At 53.3% G+C, this 26,743-nt stretch carries 21 protein-coding genes; 4 read left to right on the plus strand and 17 right to left on the minus strand.

Features of this window, described 5'->3' with window-relative positions:
- Nucleotides 1-127: 127 nt before the first annotated feature.
- The 12 genes from kdsB to L466_RS06460 form a co-directional block, all read right to left on the minus strand.
- The gene (kdsB, locus tag L466_RS06515) at nt 128-874 is read right to left on the minus strand and encodes a 3-deoxy-manno-octulosonate cytidylyltransferase (RefSeq protein ID WP_032681330.1); all 747 of its coding nucleotides are present in this window, start codon (nt 872-874) and stop codon (nt 128-130) included.
- On the minus strand, nt 871-1,053 hold the full coding sequence (ycaR, locus tag L466_RS06510; protein WP_006174474.1) for a protein YcaR: 183 nt from the start codon (nt 1,051-1,053) through the stop codon (nt 871-873). Before ycaR ends, kdsB begins: the two co-directional genes overlap by 4 nt.
- A 45-nt stretch (nt 1,054-1,098) precedes the next feature.
- Nucleotides 1,099-2,328 (minus strand): winged helix-turn-helix domain-containing protein, encoded by a 1,230-nt coding sequence (locus tag L466_RS06505; RefSeq protein ID WP_032682031.1) that lies wholly within the window; start codon nt 2,326-2,328, stop codon nt 1,099-1,101.
- A 44-nt stretch (nt 2,329-2,372) separates the two neighbouring features.
- Nucleotides 2,373-3,350 carry a tetraacyldisaccharide 4'-kinase gene (gene lpxK / locus L466_RS06500; protein WP_032681331.1) on the minus strand — a complete coding sequence of 326 codons (978 nt, stop codon included), beginning with the start codon at nt 3,348-3,350 and terminating at the stop codon, nt 2,373-2,375.
- The gene (gene msbA, locus L466_RS06495; RefSeq protein WP_020884816.1) at nt 3,347-5,095 is read right to left on the minus strand and encodes a lipid A ABC transporter ATP-binding protein/permease MsbA; all 1,749 of its coding nucleotides are present in this window, start codon (nt 5,093-5,095) and stop codon (nt 3,347-3,349) included. The genes lpxK and msbA overlap by 4 nt, the downstream gene beginning before the upstream one ends.
- A gap of 36 nt (nt 5,096-5,131) precedes the next feature.
- Nucleotides 5,132-7,396 (minus strand): ComEC family protein, encoded by a 2,265-nt coding sequence (locus tag L466_RS06490; protein ID WP_032681332.1) that lies wholly within the window; start codon nt 7,394-7,396, stop codon nt 5,132-5,134.
- Nucleotides 7,397-7,611: 215 nt separating this feature from the next.
- Nucleotides 7,612-7,899 (minus strand): integration host factor subunit beta, encoded by a 288-nt coding sequence (gene ihfB / locus L466_RS06485; RefSeq protein WP_008499965.1) that lies wholly within the window; start codon nt 7,897-7,899, stop codon nt 7,612-7,614.
- Nucleotides 7,900-8,070: 171 nt separating this feature from the next.
- The gene (gene rpsA / locus L466_RS06480) at nt 8,071-9,744 is read right to left on the minus strand and encodes a 30S ribosomal protein S1 (protein ID WP_014169387.1); all 1,674 of its coding nucleotides are present in this window, start codon (nt 9,742-9,744) and stop codon (nt 8,071-8,073) included.
- 110 nt (nt 9,745-9,854) lie between these two features.
- Entirely contained in the window at nt 9,855-10,538 is a 684-nt protein-coding gene (gene cmk, locus L466_RS06475) for a (d)CMP kinase (RefSeq protein WP_014169386.1), read from the minus strand.
- Nucleotides 10,539-10,791: 253 nt separating this feature from the next.
- The gene (gene aroA / locus L466_RS06470) at nt 10,792-12,075 is read right to left on the minus strand and encodes a 3-phosphoshikimate 1-carboxyvinyltransferase (protein ID WP_032681333.1); all 1,284 of its coding nucleotides are present in this window, start codon (nt 12,073-12,075) and stop codon (nt 10,792-10,794) included.
- Nucleotides 12,076-12,144: 69 nt separating this feature from the next.
- Nucleotides 12,145-13,233 (minus strand): 3-phosphoserine/phosphohydroxythreonine transaminase, encoded by a 1,089-nt coding sequence (gene serC, locus L466_RS06465; protein WP_014169384.1) that lies wholly within the window; start codon nt 13,231-13,233, stop codon nt 12,145-12,147.
- Nucleotides 13,234-13,395: 162 nt separating this feature from the next.
- Nucleotides 13,396-14,088, minus strand: a complete 693-nt coding sequence (locus L466_RS06460) for a DUF421 domain-containing protein (protein WP_020884820.1) — start codon at nt 14,086-14,088, stop codon at nt 13,396-13,398.
- A gap of 127 nt (nt 14,089-14,215) precedes the next feature.
- Between L466_RS06460 and ycaO the strand changes: the two genes are divergently transcribed.
- The 4 genes from ycaO to pflA all read left to right on the plus strand — a co-directional run bounded on the left by ycaO (nt 14,216) and on the right by pflA (nt 20,519).
- The gene (ycaO, locus tag L466_RS06455; RefSeq protein WP_032677795.1) at nt 14,216-15,976 is read left to right on the plus strand and encodes a 30S ribosomal protein S12 methylthiotransferase accessory factor YcaO; all 1,761 of its coding nucleotides are present in this window, start codon (nt 14,216-14,218) and stop codon (nt 15,974-15,976) included.
- A gap of 406 nt (nt 15,977-16,382) precedes the next feature.
- A complete protein-coding gene (focA, locus tag L466_RS06450; RefSeq protein WP_025204555.1) occupies nt 16,383-17,240 on the plus strand; it encodes a formate transporter FocA in 858 nt (285 codons plus the stop codon).
- Nucleotides 17,241-17,291: 51 nt separating this feature from the next.
- Entirely contained in the window at nt 17,292-19,574 is a 2,283-nt protein-coding gene (gene pflB / locus L466_RS06445; protein ID WP_014169380.1) for a formate C-acetyltransferase, read from the plus strand.
- A gap of 204 nt (nt 19,575-19,778) precedes the next feature.
- Nucleotides 19,779-20,519 carry a pyruvate formate lyase 1-activating protein gene (pflA, locus tag L466_RS06440; protein WP_020884823.1) on the plus strand — a complete coding sequence of 247 codons (741 nt, stop codon included), beginning with the start codon at nt 19,779-19,781 and terminating at the stop codon, nt 20,517-20,519.
- Between the two features lie 34 nt (nt 20,520-20,553).
- Here the strand turns inward: pflA and L466_RS06435 are convergent, their stop codons facing one another.
- The 5 genes from L466_RS06435 to dmsA form a co-directional block, all read right to left on the minus strand.
- On the minus strand, nt 20,554-21,075 hold the full coding sequence (locus tag L466_RS06435; protein ID WP_032681334.1) for an anti-virulence regulator CigR family protein: 522 nt from the start codon (nt 21,073-21,075) through the stop codon (nt 20,554-20,556).
- Nucleotides 21,076-21,198: 123 nt separating this feature from the next.
- Nucleotides 21,199-22,347 (minus strand): MFS transporter, encoded by a 1,149-nt coding sequence (locus tag L466_RS06430; protein WP_014169376.1) that lies wholly within the window; start codon nt 22,345-22,347, stop codon nt 21,199-21,201.
- 274 nt (nt 22,348-22,621) lie between these two features.
- A complete protein-coding gene (locus L466_RS06425; RefSeq protein WP_014169375.1) occupies nt 22,622-23,485 on the minus strand; it encodes a dimethyl sulfoxide reductase anchor subunit family protein in 864 nt (287 codons plus the stop codon).
- A gap of 1 nt (nt 23,486) precedes the next feature.
- Nucleotides 23,487-24,104, minus strand: coding sequence for a DMSO/selenate family reductase complex B subunit (locus L466_RS06420; RefSeq protein ID WP_014169373.1), 618 nt, complete (start codon nt 24,102-24,104; stop codon nt 23,487-23,489).
- A 10-nt stretch (nt 24,105-24,114) separates the two neighbouring features.
- Nucleotides 24,115-26,556, minus strand: a complete 2,442-nt coding sequence (gene dmsA, locus L466_RS06415) for a dimethylsulfoxide reductase subunit A (RefSeq protein WP_032681335.1) — start codon at nt 26,554-26,556, stop codon at nt 24,115-24,117.
- Nucleotides 26,557-26,743 lie beyond the last annotated feature (187 nt).

Raw genomic sequence — 26,743 nt, forward strand, 5'->3', positions numbered from 1 at the left:
ATTAAGACCACTGCTTTTATAATGAGCGCGCGGACAGAAGATGTCACCCGACAGAGATCAATTATGGAAAAGAAAGGGAAAATAACCGGGAGAGAACATCCCCCCGTAAGGAGGGATGCGGGCGCTATTAACGCAATTCGGCGCGGACGCGCTCAAGATCTTCCGGGGTGTCAACACCCGTACCTGGCACTTCCTGCGCAACGGCAACGTGGATTTTTTCCCCGTACCAGAGCACGCGGAGCTGCTCCAGCATTTCGATATGCTCCAGCGGGCTGGGTGCCCAGGTGACATAACGACGAATAAAGCCAGCGCGGTAGCCGTAGATCCCCAGATGACGCAGGAATGAATCATCAATGGTCTCTTTTGAAACCGCAAAACGATCACGATCCCAGGGAATAGTGGCGCGAGAGAAGTAGAGCGCATAGCCCTCGGCATCCATCACCACTTTCACCGCGTTCGGATTAAACGCCTCTTCAGCGTGGAGCACAGGTACCGCGAGCGTAGCCATACCGACCTGGCGCTGCGCCAGGTTTTCCGCCACCTGGCGAATAATGACCGCCGGGATCATCGGCTCGTCGCCCTGTACGTTAACGATGACCGTATCATCACTGAAACCGCATTTCTCAACCACTTCTGCCAGCCGCTCTGTGCCGGACTGGTGATCGGCGCGGGTCATGCACACTTCTCCACCAGCCGCCTCAACCGCACGGGCAACGTCCGGATGATCGGTTGCCACGATAACGCGCTCAGCACCGGACTCACGCGCACGTTCAAGGACATGCACAATCATCGGTTTGCCGTTGATATCCACCAGCGGTTTACCCGGCAGACGGGTTGATGCATAACGCGCAGGAATAATGACAACAAAACTCATGGTTTGCTCTCTTCTGCCACCAGGGAGCGGGCTTCGTTTTCCAGCAATACCGGAATACCGTCGCGCAGCGGGAATGCCAGACTGTCCAGCTTGCAAATCAGCTCTTGTTTGTCCTGGCTGTAGTAAAGTTTGCCGTTGCACACCGGGCAGGCAATAATTTCAAGTAAACGGTGATCCATAGTTCCTCCGTATGGGTAATCGCTAAAGCTTAACACATTCCTTTTTCAGGGAGTGTCTGTTTCCCAGCCACGTCGACAGGTGCTAAACAACCCGTCAGGCACCCTACCCAGCGCCACGTCGTGGGCCCCCTGCCAGCATGCGAATTCGCTAATGGCGGAGGTTAATCCTTTTTCCAGCGCCGCGGTGGTCTTGATCCCCTCTTCAAGATAGAGCGCAATAATCTCCAGCGTGCCGGTCTTGCGGTGCATTTTGGCGTCCATTCGACCGACCAGTTGCCCTTTGTGCAGCAGAGGCAACACAAAGTAGCCGTACTGACGCTTTGGCGCGGGGGTGTAACACTCAAGCCGATAGCTGAAATTAAACAGCTGTTCGGCCCGTTTTCTGTCCCACACGACCGGATCGAAAGGCGATAACACCGCGCTGTGGGTTGCCTGAAGCTTACTTTCCAGAGCCTGGGGTAAGAGCGGGAGGAGATCCGAATGCAGCCACATGTCCCCGAGGGTTTCTACCGTGACGGGGATAACACGATGTTCACGCTGCCACATTTCCAGCAGCGGTTTCAGGGCCGGCTGGCGAAGGCGATAGTAATCCGCCAGCCACTGCGGCCGGAAAATGCCCAGACTGCGGGCGCTGTTTTCCAGCATGATGGCTTCCGCGGCCTCCTGGGTGAGTAAGTCACGCTCATCGTCCCAGTGGGGCATCACGCGGTGCGTCAGGTCATACACGCGCTGAAAATTACGCCGTTCAATCACCATGACCTTACCGGACGTAAACAGTCCTTCAAGGTGGCGTTTGTGCGGCTTCCACTCCCACCAGCCGCTGGTCCCTTTTCTCGGATGTTCAAAATCGGCGGAACGTACAGGGCCGTTTTGCTGAATATGCTCGATAAGCTGTGCTATTTCAGTCGCGTGCTCCTGCATCCATTCCTGGCGGTATTTCCAGCCCATCTTTTCGGGGGCCAGCATGCGATGGCGAACCAGGGCAAAATCGCTGCGCGGCAGGAAACAGGCCTCGTGCGCCCAGTACTCCATTAAGTCCCCCTTACTGAGCGCGTCATCCAGCCACTGAGGAGGATAATTCCCCAGTCGACTAAACAGCACAAGGTAAGGGCTACGGGCCACGATATTAATGGTGTCAATTTGAAGGAGCGACATGCGCTGAACGGTAGAGAGAATATCGGCGGGCTGCGCGCGGCGGCGGGGCTTTTTGAGCAGCCCCTGTGCGGCAAGGTGCAAATGACGTGCGGCTGAAAGCGAGAGTTGCGGTAAAGACATGCGTTTTCCTGTCAGACAAAGCGCCACCAGAACCGCGTAAGCCATTACTGCACTAACGCAATCAGTTCCTTGAGCAATTGTTCCGGTTGCTCACCGCTGAGTTCAGCGTCAACCGGCAGATACCACCAGTTATCCTTCGCAAAGGCACGGCATTTCACCGCATCTTTTTCAGTCATGATTAGCGTCTGCCCCGGCGCAGTCAGGGCCGCGACCTGATCTGGCACCAGCGCCTGATGATCGGCCAGCGGAACGCGTTTTTCAAGCCGGGCGCCACACTGTTCCAGCGTCGCGAAGAAACGCGGAGGATGACCGATACCCGCCATGGCCACCAGCGCGGGTAACAAGGAGACAGCACGGCGCTCTCCGGTCAACAGATTCACCGCCATTCCAGGCCTGAGATGCATAGGGATCTCACCCGGTTTGGCCTCTCCACCGTTAACAATCACCGCATCAACGGACCTGAGACGCGAAGCACGTTCGCGCATTGGTCCGGCGGGTAGCCACCAGCCGTTACCGAACCGGCGAACCCCGTCAATGACCACAATCTCTTTATCACGCGCCAGCGCGTAATGCTGCAGACCATCGTCAGTAATAATAATGTCTACCGCGTGTTCGGCAAGAAGTGCCTGAACGGCATCACTGCGTACCGGGGAAACCGCAACAGGTGCGCCTGTACGCTGGTAAATCAATACTGGCTCATCACCCGCTTCAGCGGTCGTAGTTTCCGCGGTCAACAACAGGGGATACTGCGCCGCTTTTCCGCCATACCCACGCGATATCACGCCTGGGCGTATACCGCGATTTTGCAGTTGCTCCACCAGCCAGATCACCACCGGTGTTTTACCGTTGCCGCCAGCCGTCAGGTTACCCACCACGACAACCGGCACCGGCGCGCGCCATGCTCGCTTCAACCCCAGGCGGTAAAGCAGACGAATGACGCCGCTCACCAGGCCATAAAGCCAGGAAAGCGGCAGAAGCAGCAGCCACAGCGGTGATTCACCGGACCAGATGCGTGCAATCATTCGCCGAATTGCATCTTATGCAGTTGGGCGTAAACGCCGCGGTGCGCCAGCAAATCAGAGTGGCTTCCGCGTTCGACAATCACGCCATCTTCAACAACGACGATTTCGTCAGCCTGCTCGATAGTCGACAGACGGTGCGCAATCACCAGCGACGTACGGTTCTTTTGCAGCTCATCCAGCGCAGACTGAATGGCACGTTCAGATTCCGTATCCAGCGCAGAGGTTGCTTCATCCAGAATCAGAATCGGGCTATCACGCAACAGCGCACGAGCAATGGCGATACGCTGGCGCTGGCCACCGGAGAGCAGTACACCGTTCTCACCGATAATGGTATCCAGACCGTTATCCATCTTGTTGATAAAGTCCATCGCATAGGCCATACGAGCGGCCTTTTCAATCTCTGCACGGCTGTACTCTTCTGTACGCGCATAGGCAATGTTATTTGCCACAGTATCGTTGAAGAGATGCACATTCTGGGAGACCAGCGCCACCTGGTTACGCAGCGACTGCAGGGTATACTCCCGCAGGTCATGGCCATCCAACAGGATTTCACCCTCGTCGATATCATAGAAACGGGTGATCAGGCTGGCGATGGTGGATTTACCTGAGCCGGAGCGGCCTACCAGCGCAACGGTTTTACCCGCGGGAATGGACAGGTTGATATTACGCAAAGCCGGCGTTTCGCGGCCAGGATAGGTGAAAGTTACATTGCGGAATTCAACATCGCCGTGGGCGCGTTCAATCTCGCGTTTACCTTCATCTTTCTCCTGTTCAGTATCCAGAATGCTAAACAGGGTCTGGCAGGCAGCCATCCCGCGTTGGAACTGAGCGTTGACGTTCGTCAGTGATTTCAGCGGACGCATCAGGGCAATCATCGATGAGAAGACCACGGTGATGGTACCTGCCGTCAGCGTCTCCATCACGCTCGGGAAGCTGGCCGCATACAGAACAAAGGCCAGCGCCAGAGAAGCGATCAACTGGATGATAGGGTCAGAAATTGAAGAGGCCGAAACCATTTTCATCCCCTGCAGACGCATTTTGTTGCTGACTTTATCAAAGCGTTTGGTTTCGACTTCCTGCCCGCCGAAAATCAACACCTCTTTATGCCCTTTCAGCATCTGCTCAGCGCTGGTCGTAACCTGGCCCATCGTGTTCTGCATATTCTTACTGATGTTGCGAAAACGCTTTGAAACGACGCGAATAGCAATAGAGACAACCGGTGCCAGCACGATAAGGATCAGTGACAGCTGCCAGCTGTAATAGAACATCATGATGAACAGACCGATAATCGATGCACCTTCACGCACCACGGTAATCAGCGCGTTGGACGACGATGATGCCACCTGCTCGGAGTCGTAGGTAATACGTGACAGCAAGGTACCGGTAGACTGCTTATCAAAGAACGCTACTGGCATGCCCATCATGTGGCCAAACAGCCGACGGCGCATGGTCATAACGACTTTCCCGGAAACCCAGGAGATACAGTAGCTCGAAATGTAGCTGGTGATACCGCGTAAGATCATCAGTCCAATAACCACCAGTGGCATCCATATCAGCACTGAGCGATCTGTTTTACCAAAACCGTCATCCAGTAACGGTTTGAGAAGCGATAACATAAACGTATCGCTGGCTGCGTTGAGGACTAACGCTACACCCGCCACGATCAAGCCTGCTTTAAAAGGTGCAATCATCGGCCAGAGTCGGCGGAAGGTTTGCCACGTGGAGAGATCTTTGTCGTTATGCATTCAAAAAACCAGCATCTGTTGAAATAGCCGCATATTCTACCCGTTATCTACGGGCGCGCCAAACCACTGATGATACCAACGCGGTAAATATTCATCACGTACACGTTGTATTTGCCATCGATGTTGCGAGAATGTCACCGATATTTGTCCAGAATGGGGGGTATCGTGCCAGATATAGCCCTCTTTTCGATAACGTCTGATAACTTTTGCCGACGGAAAATGCCATGCGTTATAGCGGGCCGCAGAATCGAGCGCGATCCTCCCCTCTACCCGCTGCACCAGTGGCAATGATGAAGACGTATTGCTGCCATGATGGGGTACCTGTATTACAGTGGACGTCAGATGACGCCAGTAATGGCTAAGCATAGTCTGTTCCGCTTGCGCTTCAATATCCCCCGTAAGCAACGCACTCTGCTCACCATCGTCGATTTTTACCACACAGGAGCGATTGTTCCCCCTTTCGGAATAGCCCTCAGGTGGCCAGTGGACGGTGAAGGTTAACCCTTCCCATATCCATCTCTGCCCGCGAAAACAAGGCCGATGTTCCGCCCGATCTAACGGGCTTCTTATCCATAACGTGGGCCATGTTTTTTGCAGCGTCGCCAGACCGCCCGCATGGTCGAGATGCTCATGACTGAGGATGACGCCTTCTGGTTGCAAATGGTGCCAGCGTAGCCACGGAATGATTAACTGCCGGGCGCTATCACCACCCGGCCAGGCGAGCCCGGTATCATAAAGAAGGGCTTTACCGTGGCGTTCAACGACCATTGCCAGCCCCTGCCCCACATCCAGCATATGCAGTGTCCAGCCCTCACTCCTCACCGTTCGCCAGAGTGGAAATGCCAGTAAGACACTCCCTGCCAGACAAACGGCAGGAACAGATTTCCAGGCATGAAAGCGCCAGCCGATAATGGCAAGCCAGGGCAATAACGTCAGGTATTGCCACCGTTCATCTACATTCTGCCAGCCATCCGGCAGGCGCATCAGCATCCAGAACAACCCTCCCAGGGATTTATCGGCTGCAAACCAGAGGGCACTTTCCAGCGCCGTCAGCGGCAACAGATGAAGCAACATTCCGGACAGGATCAGCGGTACGCAGACAAAAGTGACCAGGGGGACGGCAAAGAGATTAGCCACCAGGGACGAGAGGCTAAACCCATGAAAAATCAGCACCTGTAATGGCATGAGCAGAAGCAACATGCCGGTTTGCAGATAGAGCAGATTCAGCAGAGGCTGTAACCAGCGAACCCGGTGCCTGCGAGGAAGAGGCAGCCACTGAAACCAGAAAATCAGCGCGGCGACGGCAAAAGCTGAAAGGGCCAGACTTTGAGAAAGCACGGCTAAGGGATCGCTTATCAGGATTGCCGCGATACAGCAACACCACACCTGCCAGGGAGACCACTGACGGGCGCCAATGCGCAATGCAGCCAGCACGGCAAGTGCGATAACCGTTCGCAATGCGGGCGGTTGCAGCCCGGTAAGCCAGGCGTAGAAAGCGGCAAAGAGCAACCCGGCCAGGAGAGGAATCTGCCAGTGGATCCAGTGGCCCGGCATCAAGAACTGAAGCCCACGCGCAAGTAACCAGACGATGGATGCGGCCAGCGCAATATGCAGACCCGAAATTGCCATCAGGTGCAGCGTGCCGGTGTCGCGCATCAGATCTTTAATTTCCCAGGGCACCTCCAGACGTTCTCCCATCCCCAGCCCAAGCATAACCGCGCCCCAGTGAAAAGCAGAAAGCCGGTGTTGCAGTGACATCAGGTACTGAGCACGCACGCTGCAGTTTTCATCGACGATTTTCGCCTGGGTAAATCGTCCGCTGAGCGTCTGGTGTCGGGCAAAGGCGCTTCGCTGGGGATCATATCCCCCGTCGTTTAGCTCGCCATGCACAGGCCGGAGCCTGAGCGTCATAGCCCAGCGCTGACCGGCACACACCTTTTGCGGCAGGTAATTGCCATACAGCGTCACGCCCGTGGATGCCCACCAGCGCTGACCATCGACACGCAGAATGTTGCCCTGATGCATTGTTTCACCATCGGTGGCCGTGATTTCTATCTCTGCCTGCACTGCTCCCGTCGTTAAATGTTGCATCGGCCAGACGCTTTCCTGCGCAGCAAGAAGACCCCAGACACAAAATAACACCACGATCCCCATATACTTCAGGACGTTGTGTCGCTGGGCGGCCAGCGCTATCCCACCGGCTATCATTACCCACACGGTATGACGTTCAGGCAGGATGGGTAACCAGAGTAACGGCATGATCGCCAGAATGGCGCAAAGACTTATTGCGGGAATGCCCATTACTACCTCCCTGTTTGAGGGTGACAGTATGGAAGCAGGCAGGGTGAGTCGTCAGCCAGAAGAAACGCGGTTTACAGCGGGCGCTGAAGCATTTTTATCCGTTTGCAGAAAACAAAAGGAAAATTGCGCGGCATCTTCAGAATAAAAGCGACAGGCACAAAAAAAGCACCCGCAGGTGCTTTCTTTCGAACCCAGTTTAGCGCTGATGGCTAAACTCAGTTGCCGTAAATGTTGGCGCGATCGCGCAGTTCTTTACCCGGCTTAAAGTGTGGAACGTACTTACCTTCCAGTTCGACTTTATCGCCAGTTTTCGGGTTACGCCCGGTACGTGGAGCACGATAGTGCAGAGAAAAACTACCGAAACCGCGGATTTCAATGCGCTCGCCCTGGGCAAGAGTGGAGGCCATATGCTCCAGCATCTCTTTTACGGCATCCTCCACTGCTTTCGCAGGGATATGCGGTTGCTGACTGGCAAGTCTTTCAATCAATTCTGACTTGGTCATGATTCCTCCGGTTCCTTTCAAACCAATTAGCTGAACAGCTCATTAAACAAGGGCGGCCGTAGCCGCCCTTTGTTATTGATTACAGGACGAATCCTCTAATCTGTCAAGTTTGCTCCTCATCCTTCTCGCTGTAAATGCGTTACAGCTCAAAATGATGCGGACAACCTGATATTACTCGCCTTTAGCTGCTTTGAAAGCTTCAGCCATTGCGTTGTTAGAGAAGTTTGCATCTTCCTGTTTGTTAACAGTTGCGATTGCATCTTTCTCATCAGCTTCGTCTTTAGCACGAACAGACAGGCTGATTGCACGGTTCTTACGGTCAACACCGGTGAACTTAGCTTCAACGTCGTCACCAACGTTCAGAACCAGAGTGGCATCTTCAACGCGGTCACGTGAAGCTTCAGAAGCGCGCAGGTAACCTTCAACGCCGTCAGCCAGTTCTACGGTTGCGCCTTTAGCGTCAACTGCAGTGACTTTACCGTTTACGATTGCGCCTTTCTTGTTCAGTGCAACCCAGTTGTTGAACGGATCTTCTGCGAGCTGTTTAACGCCCAGGGAGATACGTTCACGCTCTGCGTCAACCTGCAGAACAACTGCAGCGATTTCGTCGCCTTTTTTGTATTCACGAACTGCTTCTTCGCCTGCAACGTTCCAGGAGATGTCAGACAGGTGAACCAGGCCATCGATGCCGCCGTCCAGGCCGATGAAGATACCGAAGTCAGTGATAGACTTGATTTTACCTTCAACACGGTCACCCTTGTTGTGGGTTTCCGCGAACTGCTGCCATGGGTTGTTTTTGCACTGTTTCAGGCCCAGGGAGATACGACGACGTTCTTCGTCGATATCCAGAACCATAACTTCCACTACATCACCAACGTTAACAACTTTGGATGGGTGGATGTTTTTGTTGGTCCAGTCCATTTCGGAAACGTGCACCAGGCCTTCAACGCCTTCTTCGATTTCAACGAAGCAGCCGTAGTCAGTCAGGTTGGTAACGCGACCAGTCAGTTTAGTACCTTCTGGGTAACGCTTAGCGATAGCTACCCATGGATCTTCGCCCAGCTGTTTCAGGCCGAGGGATACACGAGTACGCTCGCGGTCGAACTTCAGCACTTTAACAGTGATTTCGTCGCCCACGTTCACGATTTCGCTTGGGTGCTTAACGCGTTTCCACGCCATGTCGGTGATGTGCAGCAGGCCATCAACGCCGCCCAGGTCAACGAATGCGCCGTAGTCAGTGAGGTTCTTAACGATACCTTTGACTTCCATGCCTTCCTGCAGGTTTTCCAGCAGCTGATCGCGTTCTGCGCTGTTTTCGGATTCGATAACGGCACGACGGGATACAACAACGTTGTTACGCTTCTGGTCCAGCTTGATTACTTTGAACTCAAGCTCTTTGCCTTCGAGGTGCAGGGTGTCACGGACTGGACGAACGTCTACCAGAGAACCTGGCAGGAACGCACGAATACCATTCAGCTCAACAGTGAAGCCACCTTTAACTTTGCCGTTGATAACACCGACCACAGTTTCAGCTTCTTCGTAAGCTTTTTCCAGCGTGATCCAAGCTTCGTGACGTTTAGCTTTTTCACGGGAAAGCAGGGTTTCGCCGAAGCCGTCTTCTACTGCATCCAGAGCAACGTCAACTTCGTCACCAACCTGGATTTCCAGCTCGCCCTGGGCGTTTTTGAACTGCTCTGCCGGAATGGCGGACTCAGATTTCAGACCGGCGTCAACCAGTACTACGTCTTTGTCGATAGCAACAACAACACCACGAACGATGGAACCCGGACGGGTTTCGATTGTTTTTAAGGATTCTTCAAATAGTTGAGCAAAAGATTCAGTCATGTTTAATCTTCAGGTTAATATAACGTCCACCTGGCTCCGTGCCGGATGGGGTTGTTTCACATACCCGCCGTCAATCCATTGCAGCGGGGGTACTGCTAAATCGGTCGCAATTACGCGAGTGCCAGTTTTTGGCGCGCATATTGTAGCGCTTTTTCAATCACTTGCTCAATAGTTAAACTGGTTGAATCCAGAACTAATGCATCTTCTGCAGGAACAAGTGGGGCGACGGCGCGGTTACGATCGCGGTCATCGCGCTCTTTTATCTCGGACAAAAGGCGATCAAAGTTAACACTAAACCCCTTTTCCTGCAACTGAAGCATGCGGCGTTGAGCCCGTTCTTCCGAGGAGGCGTCGAGGAAAATTTTCACTGGCGCATCAGGGAAGACAACGGTTCCCATGTCACGCCCGTCAGCGATCAGGCCAGGCAGCTCACGGAAGGCGCGTTGACGGCGCAGCAGTGCTTCACGCACACGCGGGAAAGCGGCAACCTGTGACGCGGCATTCGCCACGTCCTGAGTACGAATTTCACCGCTGACATCTTCACCTTCGAGAATCACTTCCAGATTTCCGTTGGTTGAGATAAAGCGAACATCAAGATGGGTAGCCAGCGGAACCAGCGCGTCTTCGGAGGCCACATCAACATGGTGATGCAGCGCCGCAAGCGCTAACACGCGGTAAATAGCACCAGAGTCCAGCAGATGCCATTGCAATGCTTCCGCCATTGCCTTGCACAAGGTGCCCTTTCCTGCACCGCTTGGGCCATCAATGGTTATGACCGGGGCAATTGCCGTCATCTTTATCTCCTTAAACAGGCATACCGTTAACGTAAACGCCGCGCATTATACGCGCCAATGCCCACAATCGTTAACGTTGTGTGCAAAAACGCGAATTACAGGTATTTAGATGAAGAATTATTGCGCAATGATACTTCTACATCGTTCGCGTTGCTTGCAGGCGGCAGGCGCACATCTTCAGAAGTGTAGATCATCACGTCAATGAGTGGTAACGGTGTAAGCGCGCCAGCACAGAGGCTGGCGCGAAGGCAAATCAGGCAGGGGTACTGATACGCGCCAATTGCTCGAAGTAGTCCGGGAAGGTTTTCGCCGTACATTTCGGGTCGAGAATGGTCACCGACGTATCGGAGAGTGCCACCAGCGAGAAGCACATTGCCATGCGGTGATCGTTATAGGTGCCGATTTCCGCAAATTGCAGTTTTGCCGGAGGCGTGACGCGGATGTAGTCTTCGCCCTCCTCCACTTCGGCGCCCACTTTACGCAGTTCGGTCGCCATCGCGAACAGACGGTCAGTCTCTTTTACGCGCCAGTTGTAAATGTTACGCAGCGTCGTGGTGCCTTTTGCGAAGAGCGCCGCCGTGGCAATGGTCATCGCCGCATCCGGGATATGGTTCATGTCCATATCGATAGCGTTCAGCTCGCCATGGGTGCAGGAGATGAAATCATCACCCCAGGTAATCGTGGCGCCCATTTTTTCCAGCACGTCAGCAAAACGGATATCGCCCTGAACGCTGTTACGGCCAATGCCGGTCACTTTCACCGTACCGCCCTTAATTGCCCCTGCCGCCAGGAAATAGGAGGCAGACGAAGCATCACCTTCCACAAGGTAATGACCCGGAGACTGGTACTGCTGCGCACCGCGAACCACGAATTGCTGATAAGCGTGGTTTTCCACCTCAACCCCGAAGGTTTTCATCAGGTGCAGCGTAATATCAATGTACGGTTTAGAGACCAGGTCGCCTTTGATGGTGATGACCGTATCCTGTGGTGCCAGCGGCGCAGTCATCAGCAGAGCCGTCAGGAACTGGCTGGAGACGCTGCCATCCACGTCGACGTTACCGCCATTGAAACCACCGCGCAGACGCAGAGGCGGGTAATTTTCCTGCTCCAGATACTCAATTTGCGCGCCGCCCTGACGAAGGGCATCCACCAGATGACCAATGGGACGCTCTTTCATGCGTGGCTCACCGGATAGCACAATATTGTTGCTGCCCAGGCACAGGGCCGCCGCCAGCGGGCGCATCGCCGTCCCCGCATTACCCAGAAACAGTTCACGCTCTTCAGCCGAGCGTAACGCGCCGCCGTTGCCGGTCACTTCACAGCGGGTGCGGTCGTCAGACAGCGTGTAATGAACTCCCAACGCTTTCAGCGCATTGAGCATATGGCGCACGTCATCGCTGTCCAGCAGGTTTGTGAGGACGGTGGTGCCGTTTGCCAGAGCTGCCAGCAGCAGAGCGCGGTTCGAGACACTTTTTGAACCAGGCAGATTAATGGTGCCATCTACCCGCGCGATAGGTTGTAACGTCAGGGATTCCATGAAACTTAACTCTCAACTCAACATAATAAAAACCCCGCAGCAGGGCTACGGGGGTGAAAAACAGCGTAATTAACCGTGGCGACGTTCGAAGTCGATCATGAAATCGGTCAGGGTTTTAACCCCTTCCAGCGGCATCGCGTTATAGATAGAGGCACGCATACCGCCTACAACACGGTGGCCTTTCAGCGCATGCAGGCCTGCAGCGAAGGACGCTTCAAGGAAGACTTTATCCAGGTTGCTGTCCGCCAGCTGGAACGGCACATTCATACGAGAACGATTAGCTTTCGAGACATCGTTACGGTAGAAATCGCTCTTATCGATCACGCCATACAGCAGGTCGGCTTTCTGCTGATTGATTTTGTCCATCTGCGCCACGCCGCCGTTTTGCTTGAGCCATTTAAAGACCAGGCCAGAGAGGTACCAGGCAAACGTAGGGGGGGTGTTGAACATGGAGTCGTTATCGTTGAGGACCGTATAATCCAGAATAGACGGGCAAGACTGATGGGCTTTACCCAGCAAATCTTCGCGCACGATGACGATCGTCAAACCCGCCGGGCCGATATTTTTCTGCGCACCCGCATAGATAACACCGTAGCGGCTGACGTCAATTGGCGCGGACAAAATGGTTGAGGAGAAATCGGCTGCAACCACCACGTCTTTACCGAAGTTCGGGGTCTCGTCGATGGCAATCCCGTCGATGGTTTCATTTGGGCAATAGTGCAGATACGCAGCGTTATCAGAGAGCTGCCACTCGCTCATCGGCTTCACGGCACGCAGGCCATCAACGGTAATTTTGGCGTCGATAACATTTGGCGAGCAGTACTTTTTGGCTTCTTTAACCGCACTTGCCGCCCAGTAACCCGCATCAACGTAGTCTGCCGTGGTTTTGTCGCCGAGGATATTCAGCGGGACGCCAGCAAACTGACCGCGGCCACCGCCGTGGCAGAACAAAACTTTGTAGTTTGAGGGAATGTTCAGCAGATCGCGAAAATCCTTTTCTGCCTCTTCCGCCACCTGAATAAACTCTTTACCACGGTGGCTGATTTCCATCACCGACGTACCCAGACCGTTCCAGTCACAAAGTTCCTGTTGAGCCTGTTTAAGCACGTCTGCCGGCAACATCGCCGGACCTGAACTGAAATTAAAGACTTGAGCCATTTCCCCTCACCACGCTAAAAGCAATAAGTTATAACTGTGGATATCGGTTTTATCATTCAGTGACACGCGCCGCAATGTCTAAAACTTATGACCGGTGAAATGTGTCCCGCGTCACACAATACAATCTGCCATCTCACTGCGGCAAAACCGACAATATGGCTGTCAGGTAAGGCGTTTGGCCCGGCTAACCTTCGTCCATTCCGGATTTGTACAGCGGGGACATAATTGATGATCGCCCGGCTGCATCGCCACAACATGGCTACATCTTATACAGGCATATTCGCCTGACTCAGGCACGGTCGTGAAACGCTCAATAAGCATATCCGGCAGAATACAGAGCCCCGGCTTCACCTCGTCGTCAGCATAGTAATAGACGCTGATTTGCCCGTTCGTTTCCATGATTGCCAGCCGCACCTGCCCGAGTTGTTCAACGCTATTCAGACGCAGTTCCATAAAAAACTCGAACTCGGTCATGTTGGCACTCTGTACATTTTCCCAGGCCAGCCGCCCGTTCTCGACGATAACCACCGGCTTCCCTTCGAGAAGATCTTCCAGCTTTTCACTTTTCGACATCAGCCACATGACAAGCCGGTAAAGTAGCGCCAGTGAGACAAAAACGATAAAGACCGGCACCATCGGCACATCGTCGTAAAAGGCGACATCCCCCGCCGCTGAACCCAGCGTCAGAATAATCAGCACCTCAAAGAGGGACATCTGCCGGACGCCACGCCGCCCGGTGATTTTGAGAAACAGGAAGACCAATACAAAGGTATACAGGCTGCGCAGGGCCACTTCGCCCAAAAATTCAGGAGGAACTTTATCAAACGCCATCCGCTGGAGATCAAATGCTTTCATTTTTCTATGCCTTAACAGTAAGTTACTGTCTGTAAGCATAGTCGAGTCTTTTATTTTCGCCGAAGATAGCACCTGTCACGCAAAACCCGTATCATTGCGCGCTTTACGTACGATAAAAGTGAACGCCATGACTCAAACGTTTATCCCCGGCAAAGACGCCGCTCTGGAAGATTCCATCGCTCGCTTCCAGCAGAAACTGACCGACCTGGGCTTTAATATCGAAGAAGCCTCCTGGCTCAACCCGGTGCCTCATGTCTGGTCCGTGCATATTCGCGATAAAGAGTGTGCCCTGTGCTTTACCAATGGTAAAGGCGCGACAAAAAAAGCGGCACTGGCCTCTGCGCTGGGTGAGTATTTTGAACGTCTGTCGACCAACTATTTCTTCGCCGATTTCTGGCTGGGTGAAACCATCGCCAACGGCCCGTTTGTGCACTATCCAAACGAAAAATGGTTCCCGCTGCCTGAAGACGACGCGCTGCCGGAAGGCATTCTCGACGCGCGTCTGCGTGCGTTCTACGATCCGGAAAACGAACTGACCGCCAGCATGCTGATCGATCTGCAGTCCGGCAATGAGGATCGTGGTATCTGCGCCCTGCCGTTCACGCGTCAGTCTGATGAGCAGACCGTCTATATCCCGATGAACATCGTTGGCAACCTGTATGTGTCCAACGGTATGTCTGCCGGTAATACCCGTAATGAAGCGCGCGTACAGGGGCTGTCTGAAGTCTTCGAACGCCACATTAAAAACCGCATCATTGCCGAATCCATCAGCCTGCCTGAAATTCCGGCTGACGTGCTGGCGCGCTACCCGGGCGTGGTGGAATCCATCGCCAGGCTGGAAGCGGAAGGTTTCCCAATCTTTGCCTATGACGGCTCGCTGGGCGGTAAATACCCGGTTATCTGTGTGGTGCTGTTTAACCCTGAAAACGGAACCTGCTTCGCCTCCTTCGGCGCGCACCCTGACTTTGGCGTGGCGCTGGAGCGTACCGTCACCGAATTACTGCAGGGCCGTGGCCTGAAAGATCTGGACGTGTTTACGCCACCAACCTTTGACGACGAAGAAGTGGCCGAGCACACCAACCTTGAAACCCACTTCATCGACTCCAGCGGTTTGATCTCCTGGGATCTGTTTAAGCAGGACGCGGACTATCCGTTCGTCGACTGGAGCTTTGCAGGTACCACCGAAGAAGAGTTCGCCACGCTGATGGCTATCTTTAAGGCGGAAGATAAAGAAGTCTACATCGCTGACTACGAACACCTTGGCGTGTACGCCTGCCGCATTCTGGTGCCGGGCATGTCCGACATCTATCCGGCAGAAGATCTGTGGCTGGCGAACAACAGCATGGGCGCGCACCTGCGTGAAACCCTGCTGGCCTTGCCGGGCAGCGAATGGGAAAAAGAAGATTACCTGAACCTGATCGCGCAACTGGACGAGGAAGGCCATGATGACTTCACCCGCGTACGCGAGCTGCTGGGTCTGGCGACCGGTAAAGATAACGGCTGGTATACCCTGCGTATTGGTGAGCTGAAAGCAATGCTGGCACTGGCTGGCGGCGATCTGGATCAGGCTCTGGCCTGGACCGAGTGGACTATGGAGTTTAACCAGTCTGTCTTCTCTGCCGAGCGCACTAACTACTATCGCTGCCTGCAAACCCTGCTGCTTCTCGCGCAGGAAGAAGATCGTCAGCCGCTGCAATACCTGAATGCGTTTGTTCGCATGTACGGTGCTGACGCCGTTGAAGCCGCCAGCGCAGCACTGAGCGGTGAAGCGCCGTTCTATGGTCTTCAGGCTGTGGATAGCGACCTGAAAGCCTTCCCGGCACATCAGTCTCTGCTGAAAGCGTATGAAAAATTGCAGAAGGCGAAATCCGCTTACTGGTCAAAATAAGCGCATATAACATTATCAGCTGTAGGCGTATTCAATCGTCTGGGCTATATTACGGGGCAATTTCATTGCCCCGTTTTTTATTTTTTTCGGCAATGACTGTTGATTGTAATAATAAAGTTAAATATGGGTAAATATAATAATATTTACCTGGGCTTTACTGTTACTTTTTATGGTAATTACTCCATATTAATTAACTGTTGCAGAGGTGGCCGAAAGAAATAATTCAACTCTTTTCATAACTTTTAAAATTTATTTTTATACGGATAATCAAATACTTACTCCGCTTTTGCTGTAAATCCATACACATTGCGGGCCTATAAGCCAGGCGAGATATGATCTATATCAATTTCTCTTCTATAATGCTTTGTTAGTATCTCGTCGCCGACTTAATAAAGAGAGAGTTAGTGTGAAAGCTGACAACCCTTTTGATCTTTTACTCCCAGCTGCTATGGCCAAAGTTGCCGAAGAAGCGGGTGTCTATAAAGCAACGAAACACCCGATGAAGACGTTCTATCTGGCGATCACGGCTGGTGTGTTCATCTCTATCGCGTTTGTCTTCTACATCACTGCTACCACCGGTACTGCCGCGATGCCTTTCGGCATGGCGAAACTGATTGGCGGTATTTGCTTCTCACTGGGACTGATTCTTTGCGTCATCTGCGGCGCCGACCTCTTCACTTCTACAGTGTTGATTGTCGTGGCAAAAGCCAGCGGAAGAATTACCTGGGGTCAACTGGCGCGCAACTGGCTTAATGTCTATGTTGGCAACCTGATTGGCTGTCTGCTCTTTGTTCTGTTGATGTGGCTCTCTGGCGAGTATATGACCGCCAACGGTGGCTGGGGACTCAACGTCCTGCAGACCGCAGACCACAAAATGCACCACACATTTATCGAAGCCGTTGCTCTCGGCATCCTCGCTAACCTGATGGTCTGCCTGGCTGTCTGGATGAGCTACTCGGGTCGTAGCCTGATGGATAAAGCCATGATTATGGTTCTGCCGGTTGCGATGTTTGTTGCCAGCGGCTTCGAGCACAGTATTGCGAACATGTTTATGATCCCAATGGGAATTGTAATCCGCAACTTTGCAAGCCCGGAGTTCTGGACTGCTGTTGGTTCAACCCCGGAAAGTTTCTCTCACCTGACTATTATGAATTTCATTACTGATAACCTGATCCCTGTCACTATCGGGAACATTATCGGTGGGGGTCTGTTAGTTGGGTTGACATACTGGGTCATTTACCTGCGTGGCGACGACCATCATTGATGGTTATCTCAGGCAGTAAATAAAAAATCCACTTAAGAAGGTAGGTGTTACATGTCCGAGCTTAATGAAAAGTTAGCCACAGCCTGGGAAGGTTTTGCGAAAGGTGACTGGCAGAATGAAGTAAACGTACGTGACTTCATTCAGAAAAACTATACCCCGTATGAAGGTGACGAATCCTTCCTGGCTGGTGCAACTGACGCGACCACCAAGCTGTGGGACAGCGTAATGGAAGGCGTAAAACTGGAAAACCGCACTCACGCGCCAGTTGATTTTGACACCTCCGTTGCTTCTACCATCACTTCTCACGATGCTGGCTACATTAACAAAGCCCTTGAGAAAATCGTTGGTCTGCAAACTGAAGCACCACTGAAACGTGCGATCATCCCGTTCGGTGGTATCAAAATGGTTGAAGGTTCCTGCAAAGCGTATAACCGCGAGCTGGACCCAATGCTGAAAAAAATCTTCACCGAATACCGCAAAACCCACAACCAGGGTGTATTCGATGTTTACACCAAAGACATTCTGAACTGCCGTAAATCTGGCGTTCTGACTGGTCTGCCAGATGCCTATGGCCGTGGCCGTATCATCGGTGACTACCGTCGCGTTGCGCTGTACGGTATCGACTTCCTGATGAAAGACAAATACGCGCAGTTTGTTTCCCTGCAGTCTGATTTGGAAAACGGTGTAAACCTGGAAGCGACTATTCGTCTGCGTGAAGAAATCGCTGAACAGCATCGCGCGCTGGGTCAGATCAAAGAAATGGCGGCTAAATATGGCTGCGATATCTCTGGTCCTGCAACCAACGCTCAGGAAGCTATCCAGTGGACCTACTTCGGCTACCTGGCCGCTGTTAAGTCTCAGAACGGTGCAGCAATGTCCTTCGGTCGTGTATCCACCTTCCTGGATGCTTACATCGAACGTGATATGAAAGCGGGCAAAATCACCGAGCAAGACGCTCAGGAAATGATTGACCACCTGGTCATGAAACTGCGTATGGTTCGCTTCCTGCGTACCCCTGAATACGATGAGCTGTTCTCTGGTGACCCAATCTGGGCAACGGAATCTATCGGTGGTATGGGTGTTGATGGCCGTACTCTGGTTACCAAAAACAGCTTCCGCTTCCTGAACACCCTGTACACCATGGGTCCTTCTCCGGAGCCGAACATCACCGTTCTGTGGTCTGAAAAACTGCCTCTGAACTTCAAGAAATTCGCCGCTAAAGTGTCCATCGACACCTCTTCTCTGCAGTACGAGAACGATGACCTGATGCGTCCGGACTTCAATAACGATGACTATGCTATCGCATGCTGCGTAAGCCCAATGGTTGTTGGTAAACAAATGCAGTTCTTCGGTGCGCGTGCAAACCTGGCGAAAACCATGCTGTACGCAATCAACGGCGGCGTTGATGAAAAACTGAAAATGCAGGTTGGTCCTAAGTCTGAACCAATCAAAGGCGACGTTCTGAACTTCGATGAAGTCATGGAGCGTATGGATCACTTCATGGACTGGCTGGCTAAACAGTACGTCACTGCCCTGAACGTTATCCACTACATGCACGACAAGTACAGCTACGAAGCCTCTCTGATGGCGCTGCATGACCGTGACGTTATCCGCACCATGGCGTGTGGTATCGCAGGTCTGTCCGTTGCGGCTGACTCCCTGTCTGCAATCAAATATGCGAAAGTTAAACCAATTCGTGACGAAGACGGTCTGGCTGTTGACTTCGAAATCGAAGGCGAATATCCGCAGTTTGGTAACAACGACTCTCGCGTTGATGACATGGCGGTTGACCTGGTTGAACGTTTCATGAAGAAAATTCAGAAACTGACCACTTACCGTAACGCTATCCCGACTCAGTCTGTTCTGACCATCACGTCTAACGTTGTGTATGGTAAGAAAACCGGTAACACCCCAGACGGTCGTCGCGCAGGTGCGCCATTCGGTCCTGGTGCTAACCCAATGCACGGTCGTGACCAGAAAGGTGCTGTTGCCTCTCTGACCTCCGTTGCTAAACTGCCGTTTGCTTACGCGAAAGATGGTATCTCTTACACCTTCTCTATCGTGCCAAATGCGCTGGGTAAAGACGACGAAGTACGTAAAACCAACCTCGCGGGTCTGATGGATGGTTACTTCCACCACGAAGCGTCCATTGAAGGTGGTCAGCACCTGAACGTGAACGTAATGAACCGTGAAATGCTGCTTGATGCGATGGAACACCCTGAGAAATATCCTCAGCTGACCATCCGTGTATCCGGCTACGCAGTACGTTTTAACTCCCTGACGAAAGAACAGCAGCAGGACGTTATCACCCGTACTTTCACTCAGTCCATGTAAGTGGAATTGACTGAAATCACGCGTTAAAAGGCGTACAATAAAGGCTCCACATACGTGGGGCCTTTTTAACACTCTCTCCATCACAGTCTCTTTTGTCCGCTATCTATACTCTATGGATAACAGCCAAAACAGACTTAAACACAGCCGGTTTTGAGCTGTGCATACACAGGCCCCGGACGGGCCGATGCTGGAGATATCACCGCAATGTCAATTATTGGTCGCATTCACTCCTTTGAATCCTGTGGCACTGTCGATGGCCCGGGTATCCGCTTTATCACCTTTTTCCAGGGCTGCCTGATGCGCTGCCTGTACTGCCATAACCGTGACACCTGGGATACGCACGGCGGCAAAGAAGTGACCGTCGAAGAACTGATGAAAGAGGTGGTGACCTATCGTCACTTTATGAACGCATCGGGCGGCGGCGTAACCGCTTCCGGCGGTGAAGCCATTCTGCAGGCCGAATTCGTGCGCGACTGGTTCCGCGCCTGTCGCAAAGAAGGCATTCATACCTGTCTCGATACAAACGGTTTTGTCCGCCGCTACGATCCGGTCATTGATGAACTGCTCGACGTCACCGACCTGGTGATGCTCGATCTCAAACAGATGAACGATGAGATCCACCAAAATCTGGTGGGTGTTTCCAACCACCGTACGCTGGAGTTCGCCAAATACATCTCCGGGAAAGGCATCAAAACCTGGATCCGCTATGTTGTTGTACCTGGCTGGTCAGATGATGACGATTCCGCGCATCGGCTGGGAGAATTTACCCGCGATATGGGCAACGTTGAGAAAATTGAGCTTCTGCCCTACCACGAACTGGGTAAACACAAGTGGGTCGCCATGGGCGAAGAATATAAACTCGATGGCGTTAAGCCGCCGAAGAAAGAGACGATGGAACGCGTGAAAGGTATTCTTGAACAGTACGGCCACAAGGTAATGTATTAAGAAAAAGCCCGGTGAGAACCGGGCCTTTTTTATATTATCTGAAGACGCCATTAATAATGGTGGTCACAACCGCAGTACTCAGCGCAATTAAGACCAGATCGTCACCGACGACACGCCATTCATAACCAGGATAGGAAGGAAGTTGGCCCAGCATAGAGGCCGGCACGGTTTTCTTCGCAATGCCCGGAGGGAGCGGTTTACCGCGTGCGAGGTTCTTCGCAATACCCGGAGGCAGTGACTCATAACCTGTTAAGCCGTAATTGAGTGCCAGGTGACGGGCATGATCGAAGCTCACACGGGTGTCGACATCGTCACTGACGCTTTTATTCGATTTACCTGGATTTTCCTGACCGTTATTTTGTTTATTACCGTGGGTATCGGAATTTCCGTTGCCATGACTACCGGAATTGCCGTGACTGCCGCCATTACCTTGTCCGCCACTGTTCCCGTGACCACTGCCATTCCCGTTACCCGGGTTAGCCATGACCGGAGCTGTAGCAAACGTTAAAGACAACACTACTGCCAGAGCGGTAGTGGTAAAACGACGAGTAGACATGATTGTTGCCTTTTAGTGATAGAACTCACCTGAATTATCGCCTGGTGCAATAAACAAACAATACGTAAAAGTCTTATATGTGATGGGGACAAAAAAGCCAGTCATCGACTGGCTTTTTATTAATCAGGCATGCGCCACAGGCGTCGGGTGTTCTCCCACTTTGCGCAGCAGCATTAAGAGATAAATAAACGATACGCTGGCAATCATAATAAACAGCAAATTGTCGGAGTAATTCTGCATCAGCATCGCGGTAAAGGTCGGTCCCAGCAGGCTGCCGATGGTATAGCTCAGTAACAACGCCTGGTTCATTGCCACTAACTGGTGATGTTCAACTTTCTCACAGGCCCAGGCCATCGCGACCGGATAGAGCGTAAAACCTGCGGCACCCAGAATAAACAGCGCAGGCGCCATCGCCGCATTGCTGAGCATGGCGAGACAACCCATGATCACCACGAAAACCTGAACACGCAGCACCAACAGGCGACCAAAGCGATCGGCCAGGCGTCCAATCGGCCACTGACCGACGATCCCCGCACTCACCATCACCGCCATCCAGAAACCGATCCCGGAATCGCTGACGCCCTGATGGTTCAGATAAAGCGGCATCAGGCCATACAGTGAACCAAGCACAATTCCGGAGATAATACAGCCATTAACGCCAAGGCGCGCCTGACGCAGTCTCAGCATTGGCCAGACGTGGGTTGCTTCCTGGTGTTCGCTGTTCTGGTTCACAATGCGCGTAAAGAGCAGCGGCAGGATTGCTGCCAGCACCATTCCCGTCACCCACGGCAGAACGCTCATCAGGTCGGTTGGCAGTTTGCTCACCATCAGTTGACCAAGCACGGTACCGATGTAATAAACCATCATATAGGCTGCCAGCAGGCGTCCGCGGTTACGTGATGTGCCGCTGCACATCAGCGCGCTTTCAACCACCACCCAAATCATCGCGCAACCCACTCCGGCGATAAAGCGCCATACCATCCAGCTCCAGAAGCCGACCATCAGGCCCAGCCCGGCACATCCGACAGCGAAGAGCAGCGAGGCCAGATAATAGCTGCGGTTAAAACCAAAGCGTTTAATCAGGCTTCCTGTAACCAGCGTACCCAGCAGGTTGCCGGTAAAAAAGGACGAGCTGACCATACCCACCTGCCAGGTCGGTAAGTTTTCATGGGCGAGCCACAGCGGGACGAGCGTATTTAACACTGCGATCGCCAGGGTCAGCAGAAGCAGGCCACAGAGCAATAAAAGCACTGGCCGGGTATAGATGGTCATGGATTAAAAACCGTGAGGAAGTTCAGATTTCGTGCGCATCATGCCACTGGCAAAAACAAAGTCAATCCACTGGTTTCACCGCCACGCACGATATGTTCCCTGTCGATTTAAAAAACTTATCCTGCTAATGCAACGCCTGCTATAGATATTAATTATGTATCTGTTTTTATTTATTAATGCCCGAAGTGAAAACAAAACGTCAGTCGAAAAATTTCATGATTAAAATAAAAAAAGCCGGGCGCTCCGTCCCGGCTTTATCTCACCCACTGCAACGTTAACTGGCGACGGCCATACCTACGGTCATATGCAAACCGTAGAACACACCGCGGCCGATCAGTTCACCTGCGAGGACCAGCACAAAAGCCAGTGACAGGAGCGGCAGCGCGGGTTGATACCCCTTAAGCTGAGGCACAATCCAGCACACCAGTGCCGCCACCAGCAGTACCACGCGCCAGGCCATCAGCGAGCCGTATGCCGGCACCAGGGCAGACGCCTGCTGAACAGAGCTGTGAATGGTTGCCAGCTCCGCGCCCTGCATCAGGGTGACGACTGCGCTCACCACCAGCGCCAGCAGTGAAACGACAGGCAGCAAACGCATCGCCCAACCGTCAACACCCGCGACGCGCAGCAGCATGAAGCCAAGAAGCGGCCCACCAATAAACAGCGTCAGGAAGAAGCTCATCGGCGTCCAGATGCTGTACCAGGTCGGCACGGTGTCGATGGTGTTATAGACCCGCACCATCATCCACACAAACACCACGCCCAGCACCATCGTGACAATCAGCCACACGCTGCGCAGCCCTGCCGGCAATTTCTTCAGTGCTGCCAGCAGCCAACCCAGCCCACCCACAGCAAAGAAGATCGCCCCGCTGGCGATTTCATTACTGAGTGACGACGCGCCCACCCGGTTCAGGGAGTTGAACGCGCGCATTGGCGAGCCGAGGTGCAACGTAGAGGCAATAAAGCCAATTCCCATCAGCACCCACAGGCCAAACATACTCAACACTAAACGTTGTTGTTGCTCAGCAGTGAGATTTCCTTTCAGCAGCGCCAGCGCGAGGACAATAAAACCGCCCGCCACACACTGCCCAAAGACCGTGAAGATCATCAGCGGCCATTCATGCCATCCACTTCCCATCTCACACCTCCTTCGGGTTTGCCAGGTAGCCGGTGGTATCCCCTGTCGGGCGGCTGTTGGCGTTAGGTTTAATCACGATGCTTGGCTTCGTGAAGTGCGCGGACGGCAGCGGCGCGACGGCAGCCAGCTGACCATGTTTTTTACGCAGCTCGTCGATAGGACCGAAGTCCAGCGCGCGCAGCGGGCAGGATTCCACGCAGATCGGCTTTTTGCCGTCTGCCACGCGGGTGTGGCAGCCGTCGCACTTGGTCATATGCCCTTTGGCGGCGTTGTACTGCGGGGCACCGTACGGACAGGCCATGTGGCAGTAGCGACAGCCGATGCAGACATCTTCATCCACCACCACAAACCCGTCGTCACGCTTGTGCATCGCCCCGCTCGGGCAGACCTTGGTGCAGGCCGGGTCTTCGCAGTGGTTGCAGGCAATCGACAGGTAGTAGGCAAATACGTTCTGGTGCCAGACACCGTTGTCTTCCTGCCAGTCACCGCCCGCGTATTCGTAAATACGGCGGAAGCTGACGTCCGGGGTTAAATCTTTGTAATCCTTGCAGGCGAGCTCGCAGGTTTTGCACCCGGTGCAGCGGCTGGAATCAATAAAAAATCCATACTGGGTTGTCATCGGTTACTCCTTACACCTTTTCAACCTGAACAAGGTTCGTGTGGGACGGGTTGCCCTTCGCCAGTGGCGACGGACGCTGCGTGGTCAGTACGTTAATACTGCCTGCCTGGTCGATGCGATTCGCATCCGGGCTATACCAGGCCCCTTCCCCCAGCGCGACAACGCCAGGCATCATGCGCGGAGTCACCTTGGCTTCAATGTGTACCTCACCGCGACCGTTAAAGATGCGCACGCGGTCGCCATTGCTGATCCCACGGGCTTTGGCATCCATCGGGTTAATCCACATCTCCTGACGGCAGGCAGCTTTCAGTACGTCGACGTTGCCATATGTAGAGTGAACACGTGCTTTGTAGTGGAAGCCGGTCAACTGCAGCGGGAATTTCGCGGTCAGCGGATCGTTGTAGTTTTCAAAGCCCGGCGTGTAGATCGGCAGCGGATCGATAACATCCCCTTCCGGCAACTCCCAGGTAGAGGCAATTTTTGCCAGCTCTTCGGAATAAATTTCAATTTTGCCCGATGGCGTGGTCAGCGGATTGGCCTGCGGATCGTCACGGAAAGCTTTGTACGCCACGTGGTGGCCTTCCGGATCACGCTGTTTGTACATCCCCTGCTCACGGAAGGTATCGAAATCCGGGAGGTCAGGGATCGCTTTGCGAGAGAGTTCATGCAGATGACGCATCCACCCTTCCTGCGTGCGCCCCTCGGTAAATTGCTGCTCAACGCCAAGACGTTTCGCCAGCTCAGAGGTCATCTCATAGATGGTTTTGCACTCAAAGCGAGGTTTAATGGCCTGATCGGTAAAGATGACATAGGACATGTTGCCGCAGGAGGCATCCAGCGCGAAATCCATCTGCTCAGAGGCCGTGCAGTCCGGGAGAATAATATCGGCATATTTTGCCGAAGAAGTCATGTGGCAGTCGATCACCACAATCATCTCGCACTTCTTGTCATCCTGCAGGATTTCATGGGTGCGGTTAATTTCAGAGTGCTGGTTGATGAGACAGTTTCCGGCGTAGTTCCAGATCATCTTGATCGGGACATCCAGTTTGTCCTTACCCCGCACGCCGTCACGCAGCGCAGTCATTTCCGGGCCGCGTTCAATGGCATCAGTCCACATAAACATGGAGATACTGGTCTGAACCGGGTTTTCCAGCGTCGGCATACGTTCAAACGGCACGTCATAGGAGCCTTCACGCGCACCCGTGTTACCGCCATGAATGCCCACGTTACCCGTCAGAATGGCGAGCATCGAAATGGCACGGGTGGCAATTTCACCGTTCGCATGACGCTGTGGACCCCAGCCCTGACTAATATAGGCCGGTTTAGCCGAGCCAATCTCGCGTGCCAGTTGAACAATACGGTCTACCGGAATTCCCGTGATGGTGGACGCCCATTCCGGCGTTTTGGCAATACCGTCGCTGCCCTGACCGAGAATATAGGCCTTATAGTGGCCATTAGCCGGCGCGCTGGCTGGCAATGTTTTCTCGTCATAACCGACGCAGTATTTATCGAGGAACGGCTGATCGACCAGATTTTCAGTGATCATCACCCACGCCAGCGCGGAGACCAGCGCAGCATCGGTGCCTGGACGAATCGGGATCCACTCATCTTCACGCCCTGCACCGGTGTCGGTATAGCGCGGGTCGATAATAATCATGCGGGCATTCGATTTGGCGCGCGCCTGTTCGAGATAGTACGTTACCCCGCCACCGCTCATGCGCGTTTCACCCGGGTTGTTGCCGAACAGCACCACCAGCTTACTGTTTTCGATATCAGACGGGCTGTTACCGTCAGCCCAGCCACCGTAGGTGTAGTTCAGACCGGCGGCAATCTGCGCCGAAGAGTAGTCGCCATAATGGTTCAGATAACCGCCGCAGCAGTTCATCAGACGGGCCACCAGCGTTTTCCCCGGTGGCCAGGAGCGGGTCAGCGTGCCGCCGAGCGTCCCGGTGCCATAGTTCAGATAGATGGATTCGTTGCCGTAGTCTTTGATCAGACGCTGCATGTTCGTCGCGATGATATCGTAGGCTTCATCCCAGCTAATGCGCTCGAACTTCCCTTCTCCACGCTTGCCAACGCGTTTCATCGGGTACTTCAGGCGGTCCGGGTTATAAACGCGACGACGCATTGAACGGCCGCGCAGGCAGGCGCGGACCTGATGTAACCCCTCGTAGTTATCGTCCTCGGTATTATCGGTTTCGACATATTTAATCTCACCATCCACCACATGCATACGCAGTGGACAACGGCTACCGCAGTTTACGGTACAGGCACTCCACACCACTTTTTCCGGGGTGGTCGGGGACAGCGCATCCGCCGCCGACACCAGACGAGAAAAAGGGAGCGTAAAGGCGCTGCTGGCAACGGCCAGACCACCAATTGCCGTGGTTTTCATCAACCCACGGCGAGTGACCTCGGCAGCCATTAACGCTTCAGGCGCTTTGATTTTCATAGAGACTCACTTTGGTTGCTCACAAAGAAAAGAGAGGCGGCATATGCCGCTATATAGTTTTATATATAACGAATGACTTCGTTATTGGTTTTTTATGCTGACTTTCATTCGGAGGAGTATTACTACTTTGGAGGGAGGGGTTATTGCGTCGTATCAATTCTAAGGTATAAAAAAAAGCGCCCTGAGG

The sequence above is a fragment of the Enterobacter sp. BIDMC 30 genome, from assembly GCF_000534355.1.
Lineage (GTDB): Bacteria > Pseudomonadota > Gammaproteobacteria > Enterobacterales > Enterobacteriaceae > Enterobacter > Enterobacter ludwigii.